Source organism: Halomonas sp. ANAO-440, from assembly GCF_019915905.1.
GTDB lineage: Bacteria > Pseudomonadota > Gammaproteobacteria > Pseudomonadales > Halomonadaceae > Halomonas > Halomonas chromatireducens.
This window is the reverse complement of the sequence record NZ_JAHXBV010000011.1, coordinates 23,045-46,798: the sequence shown is the minus strand read 5'-3', so window position 1 is coordinate 46,798 and position 23,754 is coordinate 23,045. Positions and strand designations below refer to the sequence as shown.

At 60.3% G+C, this 23,754-nt stretch carries 19 protein-coding genes; 6 read left to right on the top strand and 13 right to left on the bottom strand.

Annotated elements, in window-relative coordinates; genetic code table 11:
* The first annotated feature begins 23 nt into the window (after positions 1–23).
* Entirely contained in the window at positions 24–677 is a 654-nt protein-coding gene (locus KZO25_RS20000; RefSeq protein WP_410505387.1) for a helix-turn-helix domain-containing protein, read from the top strand.
* A gap of 15 nt (positions 678–692) precedes the next feature.
* Here the strand turns inward: KZO25_RS20000 and KZO25_RS09555 are convergent, their stop codons facing one another.
* The 3 genes from KZO25_RS09555 to KZO25_RS09545 form a co-directional block, all read right to left on the bottom strand.
* Positions 693–1,298, bottom strand: a complete 606-nt coding sequence (locus tag KZO25_RS09555; RefSeq protein ID WP_223136782.1) for a hypothetical protein — start codon at positions 1,296–1,298, stop codon at positions 693–695.
* A 499-nt stretch (positions 1,299–1,797) separates the two neighbouring features.
* The gene (locus KZO25_RS09550) at positions 1,798–2,409 is read right to left on the bottom strand and encodes a LysE family translocator (RefSeq protein ID WP_223136781.1); all 612 of its coding nucleotides are present in this window, start codon (positions 2,407–2,409) and stop codon (positions 1,798–1,800) included.
* 101 nt (positions 2,410–2,510) lie between these two features.
* Positions 2,511–3,293, bottom strand: coding sequence for an AraC family transcriptional regulator (locus KZO25_RS09545; protein ID WP_316935650.1), 783 nt, complete (start codon positions 3,291–3,293; stop codon positions 2,511–2,513).
* A gap of 250 nt (positions 3,294–3,543) precedes the next feature.
* Here KZO25_RS09545 and KZO25_RS09540 point away from each other — a divergent pair, with 250 nt between their 5' ends.
* Positions 3,544–4,356 carry a sulfite exporter TauE/SafE family protein gene (locus KZO25_RS09540; protein WP_316935649.1) on the top strand — a complete coding sequence of 271 codons (813 nt, stop codon included), beginning with the start codon at positions 3,544–3,546 and terminating at the stop codon, positions 4,354–4,356.
* 138 nt (positions 4,357–4,494) lie between these two features.
* Here KZO25_RS09540 and KZO25_RS09535 read toward each other — a convergent pair whose 3' ends face one another.
* The 4 genes from KZO25_RS09535 to KZO25_RS09520 form a co-directional block, all read right to left on the bottom strand.
* Positions 4,495–5,052: a glycoside hydrolase family 108 protein gene (locus KZO25_RS09535; RefSeq protein WP_223136778.1), complete on the bottom strand. Its 558-nt coding sequence runs from the start codon at positions 5,050–5,052 to the stop codon at positions 4,495–4,497.
* Positions 5,053–5,438: 386 nt separating this feature from the next.
* Positions 5,439–5,657 carry a hypothetical protein gene (locus KZO25_RS09530; RefSeq protein ID WP_223136777.1) on the bottom strand — a complete coding sequence of 73 codons (219 nt, stop codon included), beginning with the start codon at positions 5,655–5,657 and terminating at the stop codon, positions 5,439–5,441.
* A 1,120-nt stretch (positions 5,658–6,777) separates the two neighbouring features.
* Positions 6,778–8,562 (bottom strand): hypothetical protein, encoded by a 1,785-nt coding sequence (locus KZO25_RS09525; protein ID WP_223136776.1) that lies wholly within the window; start codon positions 8,560–8,562, stop codon positions 6,778–6,780.
* Position 8,563: 1 nt separating this feature from the next.
* Complete coding sequence (locus KZO25_RS09520) at positions 8,564–9,670, bottom strand: hypothetical protein (RefSeq protein ID WP_223136775.1); 1,107 nt, start codon at positions 9,668–9,670, stop codon at positions 8,564–8,566.
* Positions 9,671–11,166: 1,496 nt separating this feature from the next.
* Here KZO25_RS09520 and KZO25_RS09515 point away from each other — a divergent pair.
* Both KZO25_RS09515 and dusA read left to right on the top strand, forming a co-directional pair.
* Entirely contained in the window at positions 11,167–11,829 is a 663-nt protein-coding gene (locus KZO25_RS09515) for a helix-turn-helix domain-containing protein (protein WP_223136774.1), read from the top strand.
* A 485-nt stretch (positions 11,830–12,314) separates the two neighbouring features.
* Positions 12,315–13,328: a tRNA dihydrouridine(20/20a) synthase DusA gene (gene dusA, locus KZO25_RS09510; protein WP_223136773.1), complete on the top strand. Its 1,014-nt coding sequence runs from the start codon at positions 12,315–12,317 to the stop codon at positions 13,326–13,328.
* Positions 13,329–13,330: 2 nt separating this feature from the next.
* Here the strand turns inward: dusA and KZO25_RS09505 are convergent, their stop codons facing one another.
* The gene (locus KZO25_RS09505; protein ID WP_223136772.1) at positions 13,331–14,362 is read right to left on the bottom strand and encodes a succinylglutamate desuccinylase/aspartoacylase family protein; all 1,032 of its coding nucleotides are present in this window, start codon (positions 14,360–14,362) and stop codon (positions 13,331–13,333) included.
* Between the two features lie 162 nt (positions 14,363–14,524).
* Here KZO25_RS09505 and KZO25_RS09500 point away from each other — a divergent pair, with 162 nt between their 5' ends.
* On the top strand, positions 14,525–15,142 hold the full coding sequence (locus KZO25_RS09500) for a TetR family transcriptional regulator (RefSeq protein ID WP_223136771.1): 618 nt from the start codon (positions 14,525–14,527) through the stop codon (positions 15,140–15,142).
* Between the two features lie 77 nt (positions 15,143–15,219).
* On the opposite strand, the gene KZO25_RS09495 is transcribed toward KZO25_RS09500, so the two are convergent.
* Genes KZO25_RS09495 through KZO25_RS09485 form a run of 3 tightly spaced genes read right to left on the bottom strand, consistent with a single transcriptional unit; the run spans position 15,220 to position 21,060 of the window.
* Positions 15,220–16,653, bottom strand: coding sequence for an efflux transporter outer membrane subunit (locus KZO25_RS09495; RefSeq protein ID WP_223136770.1), 1,434 nt, complete (start codon positions 16,651–16,653; stop codon positions 15,220–15,222).
* Positions 16,646–19,792, bottom strand: coding sequence for an efflux RND transporter permease subunit (locus KZO25_RS09490; protein ID WP_262488932.1), 3,147 nt, complete (start codon positions 19,790–19,792; stop codon positions 16,646–16,648). The genes KZO25_RS09495 and KZO25_RS09490 overlap by 8 nt, the downstream gene beginning before the upstream one ends.
* Positions 19,789–21,060 (bottom strand): efflux RND transporter periplasmic adaptor subunit, encoded by a 1,272-nt coding sequence (locus tag KZO25_RS09485; RefSeq protein ID WP_223136769.1) that lies wholly within the window; start codon positions 21,058–21,060, stop codon positions 19,789–19,791. Before KZO25_RS09485 ends, KZO25_RS09490 begins: the two co-directional genes overlap by 4 nt.
* 239 nt (positions 21,061–21,299) lie before the next feature.
* Between KZO25_RS09485 and KZO25_RS09480 the strand changes: the two genes are divergently transcribed.
* On the top strand, positions 21,300–22,238 hold the full coding sequence (locus KZO25_RS09480; protein ID WP_223136768.1) for an alpha/beta fold hydrolase: 939 nt from the start codon (positions 21,300–21,302) through the stop codon (positions 22,236–22,238).
* A gap of 18 nt (positions 22,239–22,256) precedes the next feature.
* Here the strand turns inward: KZO25_RS09480 and KZO25_RS09475 are convergent, their stop codons facing one another.
* Positions 22,257–22,691, bottom strand: coding sequence for a hypothetical protein (locus tag KZO25_RS09475; protein WP_223136767.1), 435 nt, complete (start codon positions 22,689–22,691; stop codon positions 22,257–22,259).
* A gap of 85 nt (positions 22,692–22,776) precedes the next feature.
* On the bottom strand, positions 22,777–23,619 hold the full coding sequence (locus KZO25_RS09470) for a fructosamine kinase family protein (protein WP_223136766.1): 843 nt from the start codon (positions 23,617–23,619) through the stop codon (positions 22,777–22,779).
* Between the last annotated feature and the right edge of the window lie 135 nt (positions 23,620–23,754).

The window sequence follows — 23,754 nt, the reverse complement described above, 5'->3', positions numbered from 1 at the left end:
GAACAGCCAAATTTGCACAGTTAATGCCGATCATTGACTATCCCTTTCTTTTCTACATCGTTGGCAGGAAACAAGAGATGCACGCATTGGGCCCACGCATCAAGCAGCTTCGGATAGAGGCGAGCCTCAACAAGGCGGCACTGGCAAGGAAAGTCGGCGTTTCTGATGTGACGATTTCCTATTGGGAGTCCGGCGCCATCAAGCAGATCGGCCACGAGCGCTTGGTTGCCCTGGCCGACGCCTTGGGCTGCCCCTTACGCCGCCTGCTGGAAGATGACAGTGCCGACCTGCTTCCCACTCCACTCTATCTGCGTAGCCAACCTCCAGCACCCTGGCATGACCCCAACGCCAATCGCATCACGCTACCCGAGGGCTTTCTCGCCAGTACCAACTGGCAAGGTTCGTGCTATCTGGTCACGCCTGCCCCAGGTGAACACTTCGACTATCTGGGCACGGGCGATCTTGCCGCATTTGGGCCAATCAAAGACTATGACCAACCTGGCCGCTACTTGATAGAGGGTGCAATGGGCCTGTTCATCGGCCAGCTGGAACGCAGCCGGAGCGGGGAGTTGCTTTATAGCGGAGAAAAAACGACAACGACCCAGGCCACGCCGCTACAGAAGAGTGACCAACCGGTTGGCAGGCTGTTGGCACACTGGTGTCAGAAGGGGTGCTAAGCCACCCCTGACAGTTCACTCGACTCCCAGTACTTCCACCTCGTCGCTTGTCCGACGAGGCTCGTTGCCGATCAGATAGCGTCGTGAATAAGTCGCCACCTGCCCCAGGCCGTGGCGCGAGCTCCGGACCAGCGGGCCCGCCAGATGCTCCCCCTGGCTACCGATCTCTTCACGAATTGCCGGCGGCTGCACACTGGCCTCCGGCAGATTCACAGTAATGGTATAGCCACCATCCGGCAACCCGCTTCCAGGACCGAATGGCCCCGCTTCAAAACGGCCATTCTGCACCTCTGTGCGAGATTGCCAACGCACACCACTCAGCTCACGTTCAACCACGATCAGCAGGCGCGCGCTTTCCGGTAGGTTGGTTTCCCCTTCGACCATCAATCTTCGATCGTTACGCAGCGTGGCCGCCACACTGACATCCACTTCCAGCGGCTCTCTTTCCTCCACCTCTTCGGCTGGCTCCATGCCCACCTCATCGGTCGCGACCGCCTCCGCCTGTTCATTCGCCGCGCCATCTTCCGGCCCGGCCTCTTCCGGCCCGGTTTCGTTACCACAGCCGGACAGCGCCAGCAGAGCCACCAACCCAATGCAGGATAGTCGACGCCGTACCTTCATGAATTCCTCCAACCGAACATTGATCTTCTAGACTACCACCAGCCTGAACAGTTCGTCCCAACGGCGACGCAATTGCAGCAATAACAGCACTGCACCTCCTCCTGAAGCGCCGAATGGCTCATCAAGATCGCAAGATGGGTAAGAAATTCGCTGCGTAACCAGCATTGACTATGGCTGCTGCCGAGCCTACCTACTTTTCCGTAGAGCAGATGATTATTCATTGAGCCCGGCACTCAATGGCATGGCACTCACAAGAAAGCCCGGCCGTAAGGCCGGGCTTCTATCTCCACTTCCCTTTCCTGTCCATCACGAACTTCCTGTTCGCGCATCCCTGGTTGCTGAGCCCTCCTGGCTCGATCTTCCCTGTTGAGCCTTCCATTGCTCAATGACTCCACCATGCCAGCTTGGCCAGGAAAAACGCTTAACGCAGGTTATCCAGGCTTGTAGGAAATCGCCTACACGCTCTGTAGGAAATCAGCCACAATCATCGGCCACGCCGCTATCGCTCCATCAAGGCAAGCCGGAAGCCGAGTGCCACGAAGGCAGCCGCAAAACCTCGGCGCATCCAGGCCAACACCCCTGGCCTGGAAAACAGATGGTTGCGCACGACCGCCGCAAAAGTGCCGTAGCCGCTGAAGACAACCAGTGTTACCACCATGAAGACAGCGCTCAGCTCCAGCATCCTCAGCAACGGGGTGCTTTCGCTGGCGTCGACGAACTGGGGCAGGAACGCAAGGAAGAAGATCGTCAGCTTCGGATTGAGAAGGTTAACGAATGCCGCAGAGGCCATGATGCGCCAGCCGGCCTGCGGGCTGGCACCCTGCTCAACGCTGAGCGCCCCCCTCTGCTTCAGCGTGCACCATGCAAGGTAGAGCAGGTAACCGACCCCCGCAAACTTGAAAAGCTGAAAGGCCACGGCACTGGTATGCAACAAGGGGGCGAGGCCAAGCGTGGCGGCCACCATGTGCGGCACGATGCCCAGGGTACAGCCTGCGGCCGCCAGGATCCCCGCCATCACGCCACGAGTGACTCCCGCTGCCAGAGTGAAGATCACCCCGGTTCCAGGCAAGGCGGCAACGACCAGGGACGTCAGTAGAAATTCGATACTCACGAGAGGACTCTCCCAATGACTGAGGTGGGTCGAGCATTGGCTCGCCACCACTGTGCTCGCCATCGGGTAGAGCGTCTTGAAGGAAATTGCAGGATCTCACGTCATCCCAGTGCCGCCCGGTAGCGCCCGGGTGAAATACCCAACTGCCGCGTGAAGGCCCGGGTCATATGGCTCTGGTCGGCGAAGCCGGACCCTGCCGCCGCCTGGCTCAGCGTCTGGCCTTCGATGATGTACTGTCTTGCCATACGCACACGCCGCTGAACGCGATAGGCATGAGGCGTCATGCCGGTCTCGCGGACAAAACCGCGCAGCAATTGATAACGGCTCACTCCGACAAGGGCAGCCAGATCTGCCAGTGAGGCCGTCTGCTCCGGCGCCTCGTCCAGCCACTGGCGCACCCTTGCCATACGGGGGAGACGATCGTCGCAGCGGGCCTGATAGGCGCCGTGCCGACGAAACGCCTCGGCCAAGAAGTGAAGCGTCGCCTCCTCGATGGCCATCGGCTCACTGCCAGCCCGCGTTGCCTCGGCGAACAGGGTTTGAAACAGCGCCGCACACCGGGGATCATCAATAGCCGGCCTGGCAAACTCGATCGGCCGGCTCCCCTCGCCATCCAGGGCTCCTTCCAAGCCGCACGCCACCAGGACCGGGTCGAAATAGAGCATCTGCCAGGCACGGGGAATGCCATTCATCGGGCTGCCATCGTGCAGCTCTCCGGGATTGACCGTGATCAGATCACCGGCTCGGGCGTCCACCATGCCGAGACCGCTCCAGGAGCGATGGCCCCCGGAGACGACCAGGCCAACCCCGAACTGGTCGTGGGAGTGCCGGGGAAACGTTCTGCCGGAGACCAGACTGAAGGCCTCCAGGCCGGCGATGGCCACCCTGTGGGCCACGGCACGATGAGCAGGCAGCTCTCTCTTATTCCCTCTATCGGTCCCTGGCTCGATCCGCATCACCTCCCCCTGCATTCACGCCATGCCCCACTCAGTGCCATGTCTCCGCAAGCACTTCCTATATCGACGGGCCGTGCAGCCAATAGCATAGCCTCACGCCGACTGTCCTTCACTCACCGCCCGAAGGCCACTTCCCGTACAATAGTCCGCCAACTCTGGCGAAGCCCTTTCAGGAGACGTGACCTTGGAACTCATCTGGTGGCTGACCTACGTTGCCCTGGGCGGCGTGGTCGGCATCATGGCCGGCCTGCTCGGTATCGGTGGTGGCGGTATCATGGTACCGGTTCTCACCTCGCTGTTCGTGCTCCAGGGGGTGCCTCATGAGCACCTCGCCCACCTGGCCCTGGGCACCGCCATGGCTGCCATCATTCCCGCCGCCACCGCCAGCCTGCTATCCCACCATCGCCACGGGGCCGTGGGCTGGCAAACCGTACGGGTCATTACGCCGGGCATACTGATCGGCACCTTCATGGCGACCTTCATCGCCGCCCTGATCCCGACCCGCGGCCTGGCCATCTTCTTCGCCTGCTTCATGGTGCTGATGTCGCTGCAGATGCTCGCCAACCTGAAGCCCAAGCCGAGCCGCAGCCTGCCAGGCCCGGTCGGCCTGAGCGGTGTCGGCCTCGGCATTGGCGGCATTTCGGCCCTGGTGGCCATTGGCGGCGGCTCGCTGACGGTGCCCTTCCTGACCTGGTGCAACGTGAAGCTGCCCCGCGCCATCGGCACCTCGGCGGCCGTGGGGCTGCCCATCGCCATGGCAGGTGCACTGGGCTACATCATCAATGGCTGGGCCACGCCGGGCCTGCCGAATGCCGCCCTGGGTTACGTCTACCTGCCCGCCCTGCTGCTGATGGCGCCCTTCAGTATCCTCACCGCTCCCATCGGGGCCAGGCTCGCCCACCGGCTGCCCGTCGCCCTGCTCAAGCGGGTCTTCGCCGTCATGCTGATGGGGCTGGCGCTGCAGATGGTGTATGCGGTGTTCACGGCATGAGCCATGTCCCCGCGATGATCAACGATTAACCAGAGCTGATAGAGCTTGCCCCTTCCTCCGCCCTCCCAGGAATGCTGATGATTTGACCGATCTCTCCATCTTTCTTCCTGCCTGCATGGCGAAATACCGTAGCCCGCATCAACCCGGATGCCTCACCTCAACCCGGGAATGCCACGGTGCCGTGTAGTCATCAGCCGCAAAGCGCAAGTTGTGGGCTACTCGGCGCATCCACCCCCGGCCGAACTCGTTGAAGGTACTTATGCGCGTGAAGAAATCGATACGCTCGGCATTGAATAGCATGAGCATATCGTCGATGCCACGATCACGGATCGCGCGGTGGGTTAACGGCCCCATCTGACCATCGTCGGCTACCTTCGCTGCCCGCTGGACCATGCGTATCGCGTTGCCCGGTCCGTGGTTGATCGCCGCATCAAAAAGTTGGTAGACCAAGGCGTTGTGCAATACGTCCCCGGCGACACGCAGCCAGAAATCGCGATAGTAGATATCCTTGGCCTGGTCCAGGGACAGGCTCTTGATATCCAGGGCGGGATAACTCATGGCCGAGACACCGAACTTGGTACCCTTATTTTGACCTTGGCCGATGATCCCCGTCGTCCAGTTACCACGATCATTGGGGTTATCTTGAAAATCACCCTCGTGCCCGATGACTCGAGCAAATGCAGTTTGGTAGTTCATCAGTAGTCTCTCGGCAATCGGTGTTGGAGATATATATTCAGAAATACATCGACTATTCGCGGCCCCATATAACCAAACAATGCCCCAAGGCCGCCGGCGACCTCGGGCTGAAGCTCGTAATGGGAGGCCACGGCTCTGGCCAGGGCCACCATCATCACTAGTGCGGGCAAGTCAAGCCATAGCTGGCTCGACCAAAATTTTCGGCGGTCACCCCGGCGCACGTCAGTGGCGATCTTGGTCGCGACCCCAGCCGCTACAGGGAAGGCTAGGATCGCCAGGCCAAGGACGAAATGAAGCCAGTCAGACAGCGTTTTCCAGTCCACGAGAATACCTCTGGGCGGAAGATTAATTCGCTTTGCGAATAATATGATTCAATCTATGACATCCTAGTGGCGAAGCTCATCATAGAGGTTGAATCGTGACTGCCCGTGGCGCTTGTCCAAGGCCTCTTTGATAGGTTCGAACAACTCCTGAGTGAGGTCGTTGCCGTAGCGGGTTACGGCCCAACTGGCCAGTGCCACGATCAAGTTGATGATAACCTTCTCGGTAAGTACTGTAACGGCGACGCCCTTAAGCACTGCCACAATAATAATGCCAATATTCATAGCGATGGTTCCTTACAGGAATTGTAGTTCGTGAGAAAGATGTCAGGCCTATCCGCTCGCCGATTGCGGCGTTGCGAATCCGCATATTCCTACTTCATGGTCTTCACGAGACTGTTGGTCGCAAAGCATGCCGATTTACCACGCGCTGGCGAATGTAACTTTTCACCCTTACGCCATTTCATGACAGGAAGGATAATGCTGGTTGTAGACCTGCCCATGCATCCCTTTACAAATAAGCCCCTGTTCTCTTCACTGATATTTCTAATGATCATGTTATCTCCTGGTGTTGATTATGAATAAGTGGGAAGAGGCATTAGGAATGCAGCGTCCCGGCTTCGCATAATGAACCTCTTGACACCTTAATATTCGCACAGCGATTATTTTTTTGCAAGTAAAAAACACCCCGGCCTTTAAGGGCCGGGGGCTAAAATCATACACTAGTGGAACTTCAGTATGCACTGTTCGTCGTACCCACCACCACGCGGGAGGCATCCAATCCTTCGAAACTACCCAGAAACGACACCATTATATGCGCATAACAAATTTACAGCATTCAAGCTCAATTCCACTAGAAAAATCTCGAAGCCCGGCAGTGCCGACCATTATACAAAGTCAGCGATTACTCATCGGTTGAGCCAATGCCATCGACTTCATCCCTAAGCTTCATTAAATTTTCTGATAGATTACCTCCCTGACTGGCATAGGTGCGCCAAGCACATAACAGTCGCAATGCGAATTATTTGTTAGTGAAAAATGCATTACACTTTTTGGTTCGATATTCGTTTCAAACCCCAATCTGCAAGCTGAACCTGTGGATCGGCATCGGTCGCAAAATGAATGCCCCGCTCCACGCCTATCATTGAATGGGCCACCTCCGCTTGCTCCCGCTTATACCCCGGCGCTAACACAGATGGATCACCGGGGAGATCTCCTGTGAGAGCAGCAATGAAGGCAGGGGTTACCTTCATATTGGCTACCGCATACCGGTATGCTCCGCTCCGCCAATGGGGCCCAGCAAAGGTTTTAATATCCTTCCCACCCCCTAGAAGGCACATCAAGTGATTTGCCTCCTCTATGTAACCTTCTGGGGCGGCGATCAGGAGTGTCTCAGTATATTCGCTCATAGCATAGTATGCTCTTGTATAGTGACGATCCAGTTGTTACCTGGGCCCATGATGCATTTCAGCGTAATAGGGTGAGTGAGATTGCTGAGAACAATCGGGTCAGCATTGCCGTTAATCGTAAAGCCAGTTGTCGCCCGCACGGTGAATGTTCCAGTATACTGTCCATTTCCTCCGGCACCATAGAGAGTAAAATCAGTAGGACGAACTCCTTTCAGCCTACGAATATCCGAGGCATCAGAGAGTATAAGCTCACTACTGCTGCGCAGAACCCTCGCATATTCCTGCTTGTGAGGCCCTGCATAGGCTGATCTAACAGGATATGCCGAGGAATCATGGTTTGTACTACTAACGATTTGCCTATCAGCATCCGGCCACCAAAATTCACCGCGCCTGATCATCATTATGGGGAAATAAACCCGGTTAGTCGCCAGAGCCCCACTGGGGCGACGTGGAGACAACGACTTCAATGCATTGATATCAACTGCCGTAATACCGCCAAGCCACGTTCCGAAGCCGGATGATTCCGTTTGCCCGCAATGGACAACCTCAGCCACTTCTTCCATTTCAAAGTAGGTACTTTGAAGGCTTGTTCCGCTGAACACATTATCTGGATTATTACCCAGCGCCAACCCGACTCCGCTGAATTGACTAGTCAGGCTCCTTCCTGTCGGGGAATCATATCCGGTAAGCCAAAGGCCAGTCCCGCAACGAGTAGGAACACAGTCAAGGAATGTACCCTTTGCTGTAAAACCACCCGCATCCAGACAAAGCAACCCGCCGATAATAAGCTCACACTGTCCAATGATCTGGTCAGCATCAGGAATTAGCGGATATACACGCAAGCTGTTATTATCTCTATTAATGCTGATAATTTTATACGGCTCTCGGTTTTTTGTAGTGAAAAAAGCCCTGAGCATCCTATGGGCCCTAGATGGAATAACTGAGCCGGGCGACAACTGAACGGTAGTATATTGTCGTATATTACTTACGTCATTATTTACATATCCTGTTACGTCAACATAATGATGACGACCACTCCTTCCGTTCGCCCCCCAGTTCAACCCTTCAACGTTGCCCAAGGCCATCATGTTCGAGTTTCCTGAACGATGATATATGCCCCATCCTGACCCCCCTCGACAATTAAAATCACAGAACTTTGCGTTACGATTATTCTCCAATGCAATCGCATTCACTGTGTCATTCATGCTGTACCCGCTCGTACCATAGCGGTGCCCCCAAGCAGAAAACTTACCAACCCACACTGCATTAGCACAATTTTTTATCAGTACAATATCATCCACTGCATGCATTGCGTCAATTCGGATATCATTATATATCGTCCTTGACCCACAGTTGATAATATTAACCGTTCTATCTGTTTTATAAAAACCTGCAGCCAGAAGCATGTAATTTCGCGCGACCCCACTAGGAGCGTCGTCATTCCCCCCGCAAAAATTATAGAATGCTTCCAATTCATCAGCAGAACTAACATTTTCTTGCGTTCTGGCGCCGAACACCATCGGGGTTACGCTTTGCCCTTCCCTGAACACCCATCCAGGTATATGCGTGCCATTATTATCTGCCAGGCTATCCGTGCGCCGAATGTAGTCGCCTCCGCCACTATCCTTGTCTGAATAGTGACCTCGAACAATAACCACTTGGTCATCCCGAACTTTTTCTGCGGGGTAATCCCTTAGCTCCTGTAGACTGTTTACGTGAAGCGGCCGGTTCATTTGCGCCGCAATTCTGGGTATCGGGAATGATGTGAAGCTTCCGGACATATTAGTAATCCTCACTCAGTGCATGAACTTCATCGTCAACTAGAACAGCCCCTTCCTCATTTAAATATACTGAATATTGGGACTCTTCCTCAAATTGATGCCGACTCAACAAGTTGGCGATGATGGATTCTCGCTCTTCCATGGTAACAGCACGATCTATAACAATCCTCGAGCCGATATCCCCGGTCCAATTGAAGCTGGGGCTGGCGCTTGTCCTTGCACCAAAAAGTATATCCGCTGACCTTTCGCTTTCCACCTTCCCAGCATTCAGGACTTGCGGCTCCAAGCTATCGTAACCTCCAGTTGCCTGAAAACCGTCCCACTGAACCCAGATAACATGCGGTTCGTTATCATTAACCGGCCAATCAAATCTTGTATCTTCCCGACGCAGCACGATACGCACTTGACCATCGCCCGAGACACGATCCAGACGGAAGGTTGTATCTTTAAACGCTAATGCTGTGGATTTATCAACAATAACACCAGAAACATCCGCAGCGCCTTGTATAACCACAGCCAGAAAGAAAGACTCATCTGGAGCAACGAACAGGCCTGTACTCCCAAAACGTTCGACGCCCGTTGTCATGAAGTCGTCAATACCATCATGGCTCAGCATACCGAAATCGGCAGAATAGGTGGGCCTGCTCTCCGAAGTCGTTTGTGTAGCCCCTACATCTCCTTCCAGGTCCCCCAGAACTCGACCCACTGGATCGTTACTACCCGCTTCAGTCTCGAGGGCAACGCTGCGATACCGTCTCCCATTTTCGCGGGTCAAAACCAGAGTGCCCTCATCGCCAGCGGTAAAATACGTTAGCAAGGGCTCAGCCTTTGGTAACTCACTGCCTTGCTCTCCCCACCACACTGCCACGAGGTCGGTGGCCGTGGTCCCAGTAGCCATGACCCGACGCACCCGAACGGGGACGAAGGCGCCGGCTTCCAGTGAGAAGGTAATCGGAACTTGGCCACCAAGAGGCTCAACCGTCACGTCGCCTGCCTGGCCGGCCCGGATCATGACACCGCCTTCATACTGCATGCTGTCGCTCGGTGTCAGGACCTGAGCGTTAGCCGGCGGGCTGGTGTGATGGGATAGTGAGGATGTTGCGTACATATAAGCTCTCCTTCAAGAGTTCATCGCCTTGCGTTTATTCGCATTGCGAATATGCCAGGCCACACTATCAGTCTCCCCGCCCTTTGCAAAGGCTTATTTTATTGTCGTCGATTTTTTTCCATCAGCCTCTGGCCAACCACCGGGAGCAGTGCCACGCACCGCGATGGGGGCCAAGCTACCTGGTGGATTCAGGTGACCGAGGCACTGGCAGCCGCATTTTCCACGAGCGCATTTTGCATTGGATGATGGGCAAGCCGTTTCGACCGCTTCGACTACCCTGCACTCGATCGTCAGCAGCGCGACCTGAATGGCCTCCTTCCAGAGGTGCATGAGACGTGGGCAGCCGGCACCATTCAAGAGGCACTGCTGACCAGCCGTGAGGAGCTCAAAGACCGAACATACCTCAGGTGTCTTTTTCTATCTTCATGCGCCGGAACCACGTAGTTCTCAAAAGCCCATGCCTCAACAGCCCCGTGCCAAGACACTGGACGTGACCTGGAACCTCGACGACCCTGAGGGTAAGGCGGGCACTGCAGCGATCGCTCAACAGACACAGGTCACAGCAGCATTGACAGGCAGCACCCGGTGGCGAATTATTCGCAGCGATATATTCGCACAGCTGATACAATAAAGATGTCCACCTTTGGAAATGGACCCAGCATGGAAATGGACGCAGCCATGGACCATGGCAGTCCAACTATGAACCGGCACGTGGCTCATGGCTACCGCCCACGCACCTGGGTCAATGCAGAATATGCTCAATAGCTGGAGTTCTGTTCACCGGCTCAAGGGCCTGCGCCTCGTCACCTCAGCTGGCCTTTCGATCCCCCGGCGAAAATCGCCAGTGCCTACTGCGCTGAGAGACAAGGCGATTCCGCTAGCAAGAAAGACGAGACCCATGTTGAGCCCAGCGGTTGCTACGATGGATTGATTCGCCAAGGCCAGTCGGCAAGATTCCGCTTAGAGAAGGCTATTAACCCGTTGCATTTTTTCCACTTTTTACTTTCATTTCGCCGTCAACTGCCTTGAAAACTGCCATTTATCGAAGGTATATTTTTTTAAAATACACAACATATGTTATAGAAAATTAGAGATCAGATACCATTCAATATTTTGAATATTGCCAGCAACATAATGATTTGGTTTGTTAATTTAAAATAACTTACAAAAAAATACCTTTATTACACACTGTAAAAGCCTAAAAATATTTAAAATATATGCTTATAATACAATGACATAAGTGGATAACATTAATGATAGTTCATCCATATTTCTTACCTTGACCTTACGGTAATTACTGTGGCTAAATACTTGTGAGATGGATGCGTTATCTAAGCGAAAGTGGCTATCAGTTCCGTGGAATACAGAACCCCCTCCATCCAGGAGGTGAAACTCGCGCACAACCATAAATACATTAATTCGCAATGCTATTGATACGAAGGCGGTAGAAGCTTATATTATAAGCCACACCACCACTCTAGGAACGGGACTAATTCATGCGCAGGATCACCTCGCAGGACAGAGAAAACGCCAAGCGGCTCAAGGGAATATGGAACCGCAAAAAGTCTGATCTCGGCCTGACCCAGGCCAAGGCCGCACAAGCGCTCGGCTACGCAGGGCAAGGCGCGGTAGGTCAGTACCTGAACTGCCACATTGCACTGAACTACGAAGCTGTCATCGCCTTTGCCAAGCTACTGCGAGTCGAGCCGTGGGAAATCGACCCAAGCCTCGGTTCACTACGCCAGTCGGAAGTCGAGGAGCGAGGTGGCGGCGAAATACCCATTGCTCGAACATTGACCAGGCATGGAACGCCCTCCAAAACCAGCATCACCACGAGGTACGACTATATGGTAGGGCAGTGCTACGGGGTAGAGATTGACAGCGACGAGTACAGGCCGTTCGCCAAGCGTGGGACGACCGTGATCGCCAGCCGAGCCGAGGAGCCCCTCCCAGGGGATGACGTGGTAATCGCCCAGCAGGATGGCACCCTGGTGCTAGGCGAGTTCCACGGAGGTGACAATGTCTCGGTGACTATTACACGCCACTCAACACTCGAAAAGGAGACCATGATGCTAAGCAATATCGAAAGCATCGACCCGATCGTGGAGGTTTGCATGCCCCGCCCGGCACGCCCGCGACGACTGCACGCCGTCAGATAGACGCGGGGCGCAAAGGCGCCTCCACTATCACCACAAAACATTCGCACAGCGGATAAAATGAGTCTTGAGTTCGCCCTGATGGCATGCTACGAAAGGGGGGCTAGTGCCCCCCAGAGCGCTTCACCAACCACCTGATGGGCATCTTGCTCTCCACCGTTTGTACTCATAGGCACAAATCATGAGGATAAATCTGCAATTTCAAGGGGCTGGCCCCGACTCGATGGTGAGCTCAGGTTTTTGACCCAACGTTGGCCCGCCCCTAGGTGTGAAACAACTTGCTCTGGGCCGGATGTCTCTTGCGTCGTAGAATAGTGCGCCACGTGGTGTGACGCTTCTGGAAGCTCGCTACGGTGTACTGGCCTGTTCGGAATATCGGGCATAACCAGGAACGTGGTTCACCGATGGGCATCGAAGCAATGATTCCGGGAATATGCGGATATGCTTCAAACGGATCGAGTTGAAAGGAAGGAGGCTAGACACCTGATATGTTAGGAAAAAGCCCAGCAGATGAGGCTCGCCGGTTCTCCGTCGCGCCCATGATGGACTGGACGACCAGGGACCAGAGAGCCTTCGTGCGCACGCTGACCCGGCGCGCCCTGCTGTATACCGAGATGGTGACCACCGGCGCCATCCTCCACGGCAGCCCGCGGGAGCGCTTCCTCGGCTACGATGGGGTGGAACATCCACTGGCGCTGCAGCTGGGCGGCAGCGATGCCGGCGAGCTGGCCGAGTGTGCGGCCATCGCCGAGGCGTGGGGCTACGATGAGGTGAACCTGAACGTGGGCTGCCCCAGCGACAGGGTGCAGAACAACCTGATCGGCGCCTGCCTGATGGCGCATCCGGAGAAGGTAGCGGCAGCGGTGCGCGCCATGCGCGAGGCGGTGTCGATTCCGGTGACGGTGAAGTGTCGCATCGGTATCGACGACCAGGACGAGGATGCCGATCTGGAGCGCTTCATCGCCCAGGTGGCGGACGCCGGCTGCGAGGTGTTCATCGTCCACGCGCGCAAGGCGTGGCTGCAGGGGCTCTCGCCCAAGCAGAACCGCGACGTGCCGCCGCTCAACTACCCGCGGGTACATCGCCTCAAAGCGAGTCGGCCGGAACTGCATATTGGCATCAACGGCGGTATCAAGACGCTGGAGGAGTGCCGCGAACAGCTCTCTCAGGTCGACAGTGTGATGCTGGGCCGCGAGGCCTATCAAAACCCCTGGCTACTGGCCGGCGTGGATAAAGCGCTCTACGGCGTGACGGGTCCGGCAACCAGCCGCCATGATGCCGCCCGTGCCTTTCGTCCCTATATTTCGCGCCGGCTCGAGGAGGGTGCCAAGCTCAACCACATTACCCGTCACCTGCTGGGCCTGTTCCAGGGTCGACCGGGCGGGCGGCGCTTCCGTCGCCACTTATCCGAGAACGGCCACCTGGACGGCGCCTGCCTGAGGGTATACGACGACGCGCTCAGCCTGGTGCCGGAGACGACTCCGGTGACCGAGACTGCCTGACCTCAATAGAGCGAGTCCGGCGGCGGCTCCAGGCTGGAATGGAAGCCCTCGACGGCGTTCTCCGCCTCTTCGATCTCATCGAAACGGGCAATGTGAAACAGCGCCTCGCCCTCGTTGGCCAGCGGCAGACGACTCATGCCGATGACAATGCCGTCGGCCATGGAGGTGACAGCCTCCTCGGCGTTACCGAAGGGGTCAGCCACCTTTCCCAGCATTTCGCCCTTCGCCACACGCGCTCCTAGACGCACCTTGGGCCGCAGGATGCCGTCGATGGGCGCTCGGGCCCAGCTCGAGCCGTTGGCCAGTTCCGCCGCGGGTGGAAGCCGGCGCCGATGCTCTCCTGTGAGCATGCCCAGCCGCCGCATGACCCGCAGCACACCGCGCACCCCGGGAGTGATCGCCCACTCGTCGAAACGCAGCGCCTCGCCGGCCTCATAGGTCAGTACGGGAATACCACGATTCTGGGCGTAGTGGCGCAGGCTGCCTTCACGTAGCTCGGCGTTGAGAATCACCGGAGCACCGAAGGCGTTGGCCATCCTCTCGGTCTCGCTGCCGGGGCTGAGCTGGGCGCGAATCTGCGGCAGGTTGGTGCGATGAATTGCCCCGGTGTGCAGGTCGATGATATGAGTGGCGTGGTCGACGATCTGCTCGCGGAACAGTGCCGCGACACGACCTCCCAGCGAGCCCGACTCACTGCCGGGAAAGCAGCGGTTGAGGTCACGGCGATCCGGCAGGTAGCGCGTGTGCTGCATGAAGCCGAATACATTGACGATCGGCACTGCCACCAGGGTACCGCGCAGCCCCTGTATCTGTTTCGAGCGCAGCAGGCGGCGAACAATCTCCACGCCGTTGATCTCGTCACCGTGAATACCGCCACATACCAGCAATATTGGCCCTTGCTGACGCCCGTGAACCACTTCCACGGGAATGTGCAACGGTGCGTGTGTATAGAGGCGTGCCACCGGCACATCGATCTGGATTCGGTTTCCCGGCATCACCTTGACGCCAGCAAGTTCGAAGGGAGCACGAGCCATGTTGCGGCTTCCTGTAACAGAACAGTGTTCACCCACTTATACCGCGATGTCAGCAAAATGACGAGGACGACCTCACGTCGCATCCATACAGAGTTGAATGTAAAACGCGGTCCACTCCGGTAGAATGAAAGGCATACCCGTTACGGAGAAACGCCCACTACCATGGCCCGACGCACCAAGGCGGAAGCCGCTGCCACCCGTGAAGCCCTGCTGGATGCTGCCGAGGAGATCTTCCTCGAACGTGGCGTTGCCCGTACCTCGCTGGAACAGATTGCTCGCCAGGCAGGCATGACCCGCGGCGCGGTCTATTGGCATTTTCGCAACAAGGCCGACCTGTTTTCCGCCATGCTCGAGCGGGTTCGCATGCCCTTCCAGGAGCTGGTCGACGAAGCCAACGACCCGGCACGCGCCGATGCACCGCTGGAAGCGATTCGCCTGGCCTGCCGCCAGGGTTTTACAAGACTCGAGCAGCCCCGCTATCGCCGGGTCCATGCCATTCTGATCCACCACTGCGAAGTGTTTGGCGAGATCGACCCCCTGGCCATGCAGAACGAGATCGCCGAGGAATCCTGCGGCGCGCTCATCGAATACTTCACGGTCGCCAGCGAGCATGGGCTGCTGCGCCCCGACATCACGCCGGAACTGGCAGCGCGGTTGCTGCAATCAAGCCTGGGCGGGCTTTTTCACGACTGGCTGCGCAACCACGAGCACTTCTCGATCCGCGAGCGCGGCACGGAGCTGGTCGATACGCTGCTGAAACTGCTCGCTCGCGAGCCCTGACGTTTGGCGGTACCCCAATGACAATGGGCCGGATCCCCTGAGGATCCGGCCCGTTTTCGTTCACGTCTTCGCCACCATCAGGCTTCGGCTTCCCAGCCGCCACCCAACGCCTTGAACAGCGTGGCGGTGGCGGTCAGGCGGTCGCGCATCGCCTCCGACAGCGCCAGCTCCGCCGAGAGCAGTGCCCGCTGGGCATCGAGCAGCTCGATAAAGCCAACGAAGCCTTCCCGATAGCGCACTTCCGCCAGCTCCAGGGTACGCGCCAGTGCCTCCACCTGGGCGCGTGTCGCCTCGATGCGCTCGCCACTGGTCTCGAAGATGACCAGGGCATTGCGAACCTCGTTGAACGCCTGGTTCACCGTAGCGCGGTACTGAACCTCGGCCTGGGCGGCCAGCGCTTCGGCGGTGTCGACCCGGGAGCGGGAGCGTCCGAAGTCGAACAGCGGCCCCATGACCGTGGCGGAGAGCCCCCAGGTCTGGGCGGCGGTAGTGAACAGGTCGCTGCTGTCCCCCGCCGCGGTGCCCAGGAAGCCGCCCAGGTTGAGGGTGGGCAGGCGGCTCGCCTCGGCCACGCCGATGGAGGCATTGGCCGCTATCAGCCCCGCCTCGGCGGAGCGGATATCCGGCCGACGCTGCAGCAGGCTGGAAGGCAGTACGGCAGGCACACTGTCGGGCAGCACGATGTCCGCCAGCTGGGTGTCTCCGAAATCGAGCTCGTCCATCAGCTCCGCCGGGCTCATTCCCACCAGGATGGCCAGCGCACCCTCCAGCATCCTGACCCGCTGCTTCTGGCCGGGCAGTTGGGCACGGGTGGTTTCCAGCTCCGACTGGGCCTGACGCAGGGCCAGCTCACCGGTCTCGCCGGAGTCGAAGCGAATCTGCTCGATCCGGTAGGTCTCCTCACGGGACGCCACCGTCTCCTCGGTGATTCGCAGCTGACGCTCGGCGTTGCGCAGGTCGAAGTAGGTGGCCACCACATCGGCGATCACGTTCAGCCGCACCGCATCACGGGCGAACTCGCTCTGCTCGAGCAGAGCCTCGGAGGCCTCGCGCTCGCGATCCAGCCGGCCCCAGAGATCGAGCTCATAGTTGAGCACACCGGCCAGCGAAAACAGGTTGCCGGTAGAGCTCTGCCCCAGCGGGGAGGCCGTGCCGGGTGTGCGCTCCCGCGAAGCCTCGGCCTGGGCGCCCACCGAGGGCAACTGCTCGGCCCGGGCCAGCCCCAGGCGCGCCCGCGCCTCTTCGATGCGCGCCAGCTGCAGGCGAATATCCAGATTGTCGTCGACCGCCCGCTCGACCAGCCTGTCCAATGACGGGTCCTCGAAGCGGGTCCACCAGCTCTGCCACTCCTGGCGGGCCTCGGCGGAGAGCATCACATGCTCGGGCCACTCGTCGGGCAGCGCCAGCTCGGGGGCCCGGTAGTCGGGCCCCATGGCACAGCCGGCCAGCAGTGCCGTGGCCAATGCCAGCGCGGGCAGGCGACCGGTGCGAAGCAGTGAGCGATTACGCATGGGTCGGCTCCTCTCCCTGACGGCTTGCCTTGCGATCGCGGCGCCAGGACCCCAGATCCTCCAGCAGCTTGTAGGCCAGTGGCACGAAGATCAGGGCCAGGGAGCTTGCCAACAGCATCCCGCCGACTACCACGGTGCCGATTTCCTGTCGGCTGGCAGCCCCCGCACCGGTGGCGAATACCAGCGGCAGCGAGCCGATGATGAAGGTCAACGCCGTCATCAGGATCGCCCGGAAGCGCTGCTGTGCCGCGGCCAGTGCCGCATCGGTCGAGCTCATCCCGGCGCGCCGGTTCTGAGCGGCAAACTCGACGATCAGGATGGCGTTCTTGGCGGCCAGGCCGATCAGCACCAGCAGCCCCACCTGGAAGTAGACATCATTGGGGAAGCCGCGCAGCATCGCCGCCAGCGCCGCTCCCAGCACGCCGAACGGCACCGCCGTCACCACCGCCAACGGCAGTGTCAGCCGCTCGTACTGGGCCGCCAGGATCAGCAGCACCATGATCATGCCCAGGCCGAAGGCCAGCCCGCCGGCACCGGCGGCGGCGTCAAGCTGAAACGCCTCGCCGATCCAGCCGAGCTGGGTGTTGCCCTGGGCCAGTACCTGCGCCGCCACCTCGTCCATGGCCGCCTTGGCCTGGCCGGTGGTGTAGCCCGGCGCCGCGTCGGCCATGAACTTGGCCGCCGGATAGACATTGAAGCGGTTGATGATGTCCGGCCCCGGCTCGCGCTTGAGGGTCACCAGCGAACTCAGCGGCAACATTTCACCATACTCCGAGCGCACGAAGACCTTGTTGAGGTCCTCCGGCTGGCTGCGGAACTCGCCCTCCGACTGCAGGTTGACCTGCCAGTTGCGGCCGGCCAGGGTGAAGTCGTTGACGTAGAGCGCGCCGAAGGTGCTCTGCATGGTCTCGAAGATCTGGTTGATCGGCACACCCATGGCCCGCGCCTTCTCACGGTCCACCTCGGCGGTGAAGCGGGGAATGCTGGTATCAAGGGTGGTGCGGGCGTTGGACAGTTCGGGCCGCTCGTTGGCGGCTGCCGCCAGCTCGCCGGCGATCGCCTGGATCTCCTGGGGCGTGGAATCACCGCGAACCTGCAGGTAGCCCTCGACGCCCCCGGTCAGCGACAGCCCCATGATCGGCGGCGGGGTGAAGGCGAACACGTTGGCTTCCGCGATGCCCGCGCCCATGCCCATGATGCGGCCGGTGAGCGACTGCGCGTCCTGTCCCGGCCCGCGGCGGTCGTTCCAGTCCGCCAGGTTGGCGAAGCCCACCCCGGTATTGCTGCGCAGCGAGCCGGCGATGATGTCGAAACCGGCGAAGCTGGTGAATTCATCGACCTCGTCCATCTCGGTGAGCATGGCCGAGACCCGGTCGCGCACGGCCTCCGTGCGACCCAGCGCCGAGACGGCCGGCAACTGATAGACCACCAGCGCCACGCCCTGATCCTCCTGAGGCACCAGGCCCGGGGGCAGACGGCTCAGCGAGAACAGCGTCAGGGCGAGAACGCCGATGAACAGCAGCACGCCGATCACCGCGTGGCGCAGCAGCTTGCTCACCAGCCAGCTGAAACCGCGGGTCAAGCGGTCGAAGCCGGCATTGAACCACTGGAATGGCTTGGCCACGGTGTGAGACTGCTTGTCGAGCAGCATGGCGCACATGGCCGGCGTCAGTGTCAGCGCCACGACGCCGGATACCACCACCGAGATGGCGATGGTCACCGCGAACTGGCGATAGAGCTCACCGGTGAGGCCACCGAGGAAAGTGACCGGGGCAAATACCGCCACCAGCACCAGCGTCGATGACACCACCGCACCGGCCACCTGTTTCATGGTCTCGATGGAGGCCTCACGGGCGCGCATGCCCTGCTCGTTGATCAGGCGGTCGACGTTTTCCAGCACAATGATGGCGTTGTCCACCACGATGCCGATGGCCAGGACCAGGCCGAACAGGGTCAAGAGATTGACCGAGAAGCCCAGCGCCAGCATGCCGGCGAAGGTACCGATCAGCGATACCGGAATGGCGATCACGGGGATCAAGGTGGCCCGCAAGTGCTGCAGGAACATGAAGGTGACCAGTACCACCAGCCCCACCGCCATCAGCAGTGTGATGAACACCTCGCGTATGGAGATCTCGACGAACTCGGTGGTGTCGTAGGGCACGGTATATTCGACACCCTCGGGGAAGCGATCGGCCACGGCGTCCAGCGCCTCGCGCACCGCAGTGGCGGTCTCCAGGGCATTGGCCCCCGGCTGCAGGTAGACGCCCATGGGCACCGCCGCCTGCCCGTTGTAGGTGGCAGTAAAGGCGTAGTTCTGGGCACCCAGCTCGGCGCGGGCCACGTCGCCAAGGCGCAGGGTACCGCCCTCTTCATCGGCGCGCAGGATGATGCGTTCGAACTCCTCGGGATCGGAGAGCTGGCCGCGTGTCGTCACCGTGAAGGTGAAGGCCTGGTCCTCGGGCGATGGCTCTGCCCCCAGCCGGCCGGCGGCGAACTGGGCGTTCTGCTCGCGAATGGCACCGGCCACCTCGGAAGGCGTCAGGTCGTACTGGGCGAGCTTGTCCGGAGAGAGCCAGATGCGCATCGAATAGTCCTGCGCGCCGAACAGCGAGGCGTCCCCCACGCCCGGGATCCGTACCAGCTCGTCGAGTACGTTGAGCAGTGCGTAGTTGGAGATGAAAAGCGGATCCTGGCTGCCATCCGGCGAATACATCACCGGTACCATCAGCAGGTTGGTGGAGCGTGCCTCGACACGAACCCCTTGGTTACGCACCTGCTGGGGTAGCCGGGCCGTCGCGGCCTGCACCCGGTTGTTGACGTTGATCGCCGCCTGGTCTGGATCGGTACCCATCTCGAAGGACACGGTGATCTGCAGACTGCCGGCGTCGGTGGCACTCGACTCCATGTAGAGCATGTTGTCGACGCCGTTGATCTCCTGCTCCAGCGGTGCGGCCACCGCCTCGGCAATCACCTCGGCGCTGGCACCGGGATACTGGGCCTGGACCACCACCTGAGGCGGCACCACGTCGGGGTACTGCTCCACCGGTAGCGCCCGCAGGGCGGCAAGACCGGCCAGCACGATGATCAGGGAGATGACCGAGGCAAAGATCGGCCGATCGATGAATAGCCTTAACATCATGCCTCCTCGTCGGCCTGGACATCGGCCTCGGCGTCGTCGGGCCCAAGTTCGGCGCCAGACGTCTCGCCGGCAGAAGCCTCGGCATTTGCCGCTTCCTCCAGAGCCTCTTCATGGCTCTCGACCTCATTGGCCTGTACCGGCATGCCGTCCTGCAGGGCGACCTGACCGTTGACCACAAGACGATCGCCCGGCTCGAGCCCCGCCAGCACCACCTGGCGGCTATCGACAACGGGGCCCAGCTCGACGGTGCGCGATTGGGCGGTATCATCGACCACCACGAAGACGCGCGCCCCCTCGGGACCCTGGCCCACCGCCTCCTGAGGAATCAGGAAGACATCGTCGAGGGTCTGCACTTTCAGCTTGATACGCACGAACTGTCCAGGCACGACATCGCCGTCGGCGTTGGGAAAGACGGCCCGGGCCGAGACGCTGCCGGTGCGAGGGTCGATGGTGCTGGCGGTGAAGTCGACGATGCCGGACTCGGTGTACTCGCTGCCATCGGGCAGGATCAGCAGCGCCTCCCGCTGATGCTCTCCACCACTGGCGGCCATGGCCCGGCGAGCGGTGCGCTGCAGGGTGGCGTCGCCCTCGGGCAGCGAGAAGCGCACGTGGACGGGGTCCTGCTGGGTCACGGTGGTCAAGAGCGTGCCCCGCTCGATCAGGCTGCCTTCCGGGAAGCTCTCGAGCCCGGTCATCCCGGCCAGGGGGGCCCGTACCTCGGTATAGTCGAGATTCAGCTCGGCATTTGCCACCCCGGTCTCGGTGAGCGCGAAGCGTGCCTCGGCCAGTTCGCGAGCCGACAGCGCCGTGTCACGCTCCCGCTCGCTGACCGCATTCTGGTTGTAGAGCGTCGAGATACGCTGCCACTCGCGCCGGGCCTGGTTCAGCTCCGCCTGGGCATTGGCGCGCTCTGCCTGCGCCCGCTGAAGCTCGATCTCATAGGGCTCGCGGTCGATGTGAAACAGCGGCTCGCCCTCCTCGACCACCTGGCCCTCCGTATAGAGGCGCTCCTCGAGGATGCCCTGCACCCGCGCACGCACTTCCACCTCCCGGGAGCCACGCACACGGGCGGCATACTCCTCGACCACATCGACCGAGCGCGGCTCGACCCCGAGTACGCTGACCTGGGGCGGGGGACGCTCGCCGCCTCCCATGGCGCCACCACCGGCGTTGTCGCCCTGCTCGCAGCCCGCGAGCAGTGTGGCCAGCAGCCCAAGCGCCAGAATCCATTTCACGGGGGCACGCCCTCCCGGGGGTGACTGATGCATAAAAGATCTCCGCTGCATATCGTGGTTCGTCAGGGGCAACACGCCCAACAGCAGGGGGTCGCATGGCGGGTTATTAGCGTGCGACGGATTATAGCTACAACCTTGTATGTATACTAGCCTTGCACAAGGTCTCCGCGCCTTGGCCAAATTCGCCTTGCCTCCCCTCAAGTGAGGTGAGGCAAGCGAAGGGGAAACAGTCTATGCTGCACAGCAGCATAGCTGATTTCACGGAGAGACCCATGGATGCACTGGAACTGGTTCCACTGCGAGGGCTGGAAGTAGCGGTACGCATCTGGCACCCCGACGCACCGAGAACCGTGATTGCCTGGCATGGCCTGGCACGCCACGGCGGCGATTTCGAAGGCTTCGCCCGGACGCTTGGTCCCGAATGGCGAGTCCTGGCGCCGGACACCCCGGGGCGCGGACTCTCGAGCTGGTCGCCCATTCCGGCCCAGGACTACCTCTATCACCGCTACAAGAAAGTGGCGCTGGCTGTGCTGGATCACTTCTCGCTGGAACAGGTTCCCTGGGTGGGTACGTCCATGGGTGGGCTGCTGGGAATGCTGCTGGCGGCCGAGGCCGACAGCGCCCATCGCATCGAACGCCTGGTGCTCAACGACGTGGGGCCCGAACTGAATGCCGACGGCCTGACGCAGCTGGCCCTCTATTTCGGCAGGCCGCACCGTTTCGCCACCTTCGGCCAGTTGGAGACGGAGCTGCGCAGCCACTATGGCGGCTTCGGCATCGAGGGCGATGACGCCTGGCGCCAGCTGGCACTGGGCAGCGCCCGACGCCTGCCCGACGGCAGCTGGACCTACCACTACGATCCACGGATCGGCGAACAATTCATCTATGACACGCCTCGCAACAGCTGGGCCGACTGGCGGGCGATCCGCTGCCCGCTGATGGTGGTCCGTGGTGCGGAATCTCCCCTGCTGGATGCCGACAGCGTCCTGAGCATGGCTGAGGCGCAGCCCGGCCTGGTCTCCCTGGAGGTGCCCGGCTGCGGCCATGCCCCCATGCTCGACCGTGACAGCCAGGTCGCCCCCATCGCCGAGTTTCTCGCCCACCCCCACCGGCAACGACTGCCGCTCCGGCCACAGCGCCTCGAGAATTCCTGGTGGCAACGCATGCTTAGTTGGGCGAGGAGGCGGGAAAACCGCTTGAAGGCCCGCTAGCCCGAGGCCATGACGGCACTACTCTCCCCGGGGGCGGCTGCGGATTACCGAGCCCCCCGGGTGGGTCTCGATGCGGCTGCCGCTTTTCACGCGGCTACGCGTGACCGTGCCACCGGCATGAGACTCGATGCGCGTGCCTTCCCGGCGCGCCTCGCCGTCGGGGCGCTGCCTGGCCACATCGTCGCGCCACATCCCATGCCGCTGGAACACGCCCGGCGGGCTCGGCGGGTGGGGCGGCGACGGTGCCCGATGCCAGTAGCCCTGCTGCCAGGGCAGCCGTGGGCCGGGCAGCACCACCGAGACCGGCGGCTGATGGGGCACATCGATCACCAGGTAGGGGGGGTGCCAGTAGACGTCCTGGTCACCCGATGCCGTCGACGCCTCGTCGGCGAGGACGCACATCGGCAGCACCAGGAGCAGTAGCAGCGGCAACCGCCTGACGAGCGTGTACATGACGCTCTCCTTCACATTCCTGCAGGCGGTGCGTCCGCCCGATATCAATATCAGTATAGGCAAGGAACGGGGGTCGCCTGCCCCATCAGCCGCCCGACTCGACCCTGGCCGTGGCTCGGGCAACCGCATCGCGATATCCCCCACCGAACAGCAACAGATGGTTGAGTAGCGGGTAGAGCTGAAACAATGCCTCGCGCCGCGACCAGTCATCGGGCCGGTTTCCCTCCCAGTAGGCCTCGAAGAAGGCGTCAGGGGGCGAGCCGAACAGCGTCAGCATGGCCAGATCCACTTCGGGATAGTGGCAATAGACCGCCGGGTCGATGATCGCCGGCCCACGCGGGGTGTACAGCACATTGCCCGACCAGAGGTCGCCATGCACCAGGCTCGCCGGCACATCGGGCAGCCACGCTTCCAGCCCATGGGCAATACGCTCGATCCGTTCACGCAGGCAGGCATCCAACAGCCCGCGCTCATGGCAGGCCCTTGCCAGAGGCAGCAGGCGCCGCTCGCGCTGAAAATTCCGGCCATCGGCGAGAGAGGCATTGGGCTGGGGCGTGCGCCCACAGGCGTTGTCCCGTGGCCAGCCGTGCTCGGCTGCAGTGTGGCCGTGGAGATGGCGCAGCCCCTCTCCCAGGGCCGCTGCACTGGCCGTAGAGGGCGACATACGCTCGAGGGCTTCCATTACCAACCAGCCGTCGCCCAGTGCCAGCACCTCGGGTACCAGCAGCGACGTTCCCGTCTCGCGCAGGGCACGCAACCCATCGGCCTCCCCATCCAGCCGGGTGGAGTCGTCACGCTTGATCACCACAGGTTTCTGACGGGTCTCCAGCCAGTAGACGGCGGCGATATCGCCACCGCTCAACGGACGTGGCTCGCCCTGCGGATCGAGTCCGGCGCCTTTCAGCAGCGAGGTCAATGTACTTTCCATGGCCCCTCTCTTCTTCGGACGATGTGTGGGTGTGTTGATGGTCTTCGGCAGTAGAACGCCTGTCAAAGGCGTGCATCGGGTGACGCGAACAACGCAGGCGTTATACAACCTGGCACCCGAACGCCTACAGTGAAG